The following is a 3,037-nucleotide window of genomic DNA, read 5'->3' on the forward strand; positions in this document are numbered from 1 at the left end:
ATTAGTTCCATAAGAGTATCTCCTTTTCTGTGATTATTGTGGTTCTTCATAAATTACATGATATCACAGGAGAGATACTCTTATCTTTTATTTTTTGGTTTTTTCCCAAAGTAATTTTACACTAACAGTATGGTATAAAAAAGGAGTATACTATGAGAAAAGAAAGAGTAAGCAAGATGAAGCAACAGGCGATTGAAACAAAAAATAGAATTCTGGAAGCTGCCCGGCAGTTAATCAGTAAACATGGATTTAATAATGTAAGTGTGGATGCAATTGTAGAAGCAGCAGTATCCAAAGGTGCATTTTATGTTCACTTTGAGTCAAAAGATGCATTGGTAGCTGAATTAATAAATGATTACACAAACCTGGCAGACATTAGTTATAAATCCTTTTTGGCAACGATTTCCGACCAGAAATCTGTATTTGATGTCCTTCTTCTTTTGGCAGGAGGAATCACTGATTTTCTTTCCGAGAGTGAAGATATCTCTGTTGATTCTCTGCCAAGGCACTTAAGTTTTGGCTATTCGGGGAATTACCTTTGAATGGTGCATCCGGTATCCAGATTTCAATCTTAAAGAACAGATTCTGGACTACTTTAATATACTACTGTATGGATTGAAAAAATAAATGAAAATATATTTAAAAGATAAGGTGTCAATATGAAAACCAGCCCAGGAAAAATTATAATAAGGACCGCAGGGATACTATTGTTATGGCTTTCCCTTATCTATCTGTATACCTTATTACACGAAGGCGGCCATGCGCTTGTTGCAATTATGTATGGCGGAAGGATAGATAGTTTTGTTTTAGGCTTCAACGCCTATGTCTCACAATCCGGAGCAAATTTCACTCCACTGGGAGAGTCTTTGTTCAATATAGCCGGAGTTTTGCTGCCGGCGATATGTTTAGCTGTTGCTCTTAAATTCTACAACAGGAATGTAGTAAATCCGATTTATCATTACATTTATGGCACAATAACTATTGCTGTTATCGGTTCTTTTTTAGCCTCCGTAGTAATACCCCTAATATCTCTGTTTACTGAACCACCTGTAGATGATGATATAAGTAAATTTCTGCAAGTATCAGGGCTAAATCCCTTACTGGTATCATTTACCGCTATTATGATAATATTACTATTCTTACTATTCTCATATAAAATAGGCCTATATTCGAAAATCATAGAATATCTAAAGCCTTTATCAAAGACCAAACGTGATGGGCTTAATAAACAGCAAACAGCTGTCCTGGTATTGGTTATTATTTTCCTGGGAGCAGTTGTATTTGTATCCTATCAAATACTGGTTCCGAACAAAGTTTTTGAAACTTCCTTTTCGACGAATATTCGCGATAATCAGGAAGTTATGAGGATGCCTTTTATAATAAAAACGGGCAAGTCTTACAAAATGAGCCTGAATCTGGAGGCCGAGGGTATACTTACGGATATCCAGATTTATGATGATAATGGCAATATAGTATATCAAAATATCTGCGAACAATTTTCTCTTAGCACAACGCTTAAACTAAAACCTGGAAATTATCTATTAGAACTCACCTTCATCAGGGATCCTGATGTTATGGTGAAATACTTTGGAGAAAAGAAATATGCATTTTCTCAAGACCAGGTTAATATGCTTAAAGAATTATTCGAGAAAACCCGAAATGATGAACTTATCCCGGTTTCCTTTTCAGCAATTATACAGTGAAGTTATGTATATACCCAGTAAAGTTAATTCTTATCCCGGTTCTTCCTATCAGGAAGTCTAACCTTCTATACGCCATTCCCAAGGGTCTATTCGAACTTATGCGACTAAAGCTGTCATTTATTAAGGTATTCTTCCTAAAACCATGTTTTCTTCTGTTCTTAGTGGCTATTGACTGGCTTCTTTTAGTATATTAAATTAATACAATTTACACTGCGACGGGCGCTCCCGTTATAGATCCAGAGTATAATCAGGATTAATTTATCCTGACGTACTTGCTGAGGTTGGTGCTGTGAAGCATCAATGAACCGGGGTGGTACCACGAAGTATTATGCTCTCGTCCCCAGGATTATATCCTGGAGGTGAGAGCTTTTTATATGGATTTTTTATACTTGTACTCACTTTAATATAAAGCAACGAGGCATTCTACATAGAGAACGTAGAGTGCCTCGTTTTCAGGTTATTTATTTTGTAAACTGATTACCCGCATTTGGTTTTGCCTTCTGCCATTGGATGGGTATTATCTCTTCTTCTTCTTATCCTTTAACTCTCTTAAAATAATGCCAGCCCCAAACAACTGCTACAAGTTCCCAGCCTTCCCTGCCGTATTCATTTAGCCGCCTGGTGGTGGCCTCAGCCATACCCCAAATGTAGACACATTTATACTCGTATACCTTCATTGCTATCCTCCTTTCTCTCTTAACGTTCAATGCACAATAGTTGATGTTGTTTATTTATATAATTTTTGTTTATGCCACAATATTAATAACAATCATTTATTTATCAGTACTTTCCACATTTCTGACCTTAACCTTTCCGGTCGCATTTTTACCGGAAATTTGTATTTCATATTCATCGGTTTCAGATACTGCTACGGTGAATACCATTGATTTTAGATTATTTCCTGTATAGGGCTCACTACCGTTTTTTCCGTTGATCGCAAGGGCAATTTCTCCCTCATCACATAGAACTTCGACCTGCAACTCATCTCCCTTGATAAGGGATAATTCACACTTGTTTCTTGAACTCCACTCCCTGAAATCCATTGTGAATCCTTTTCCATCTAGATTCTCAAGAATCACTATAGCACCTTTTGTCGAATAGCAAGCCGAGATTGATATAGCAATTGCAATCACAAGTGTCAGTGAAACAATCAGGTTAATATTTGGTTTAATATTCGTATTCATATTTCTGCTCCCCCTTATTCCTGCGTAGTGTCAAAAATTTTAATATAATTTTGATGTAAAAGTATATATTTCACTGGCCTTCACCAGTTACTTTCGTATCCCCCCTGAAATTTGGAAATTATTCAGGTTTCTTTTTTTAGATCCTTCAGC

The 3,037-nt window shown here is 36.4% G+C and carries 4 protein-coding genes; 2 read left to right on the top strand and 2 right to left on the bottom strand.

Going from position 1 to position 3,037, the window contains the following annotated elements:
• Positions 1-152: 152 nt before the first annotated feature.
• Together GXX20_10905 and GXX20_10910 are read left to right on the top strand one after the other, a co-directional pair.
• Positions 153-542 (top strand): helix-turn-helix transcriptional regulator, encoded by a 390-nt coding sequence (locus GXX20_10905; protein HHW32160.1) that lies wholly within the window; start codon positions 153-155, stop codon positions 540-542.
• A 117-nt stretch (positions 543-659) separates the two neighbouring features.
• Positions 660-1,703, top strand: coding sequence for a hypothetical protein (locus GXX20_10910; GenBank protein HHW32161.1), 1,044 nt, complete (start codon positions 660-662; stop codon positions 1,701-1,703).
• A 533-nt stretch (positions 1,704-2,236) separates the two neighbouring features.
• On the opposite strand, the gene GXX20_10915 is transcribed toward GXX20_10910, so the two are convergent.
• Positions 2,237-2,380, bottom strand: coding sequence for a DUF4177 domain-containing protein (locus GXX20_10915; protein HHW32162.1), 144 nt, complete (start codon positions 2,378-2,380; stop codon positions 2,237-2,239).
• A 96-nt stretch (positions 2,381-2,476) separates the two neighbouring features.
• Complete coding sequence (locus tag GXX20_10920; GenBank protein HHW32163.1) at positions 2,477-2,887, bottom strand: hypothetical protein; 411 nt, start codon at positions 2,885-2,887, stop codon at positions 2,477-2,479.
• Positions 2,888-3,037 lie beyond the last annotated feature (150 nt).

Source organism: Clostridiaceae bacterium (genome assembly GCA_012840395.1).
Taxonomy (GTDB): Bacteria; Bacillota; Clostridia; order Acetivibrionales; family DULL01; genus DULL01.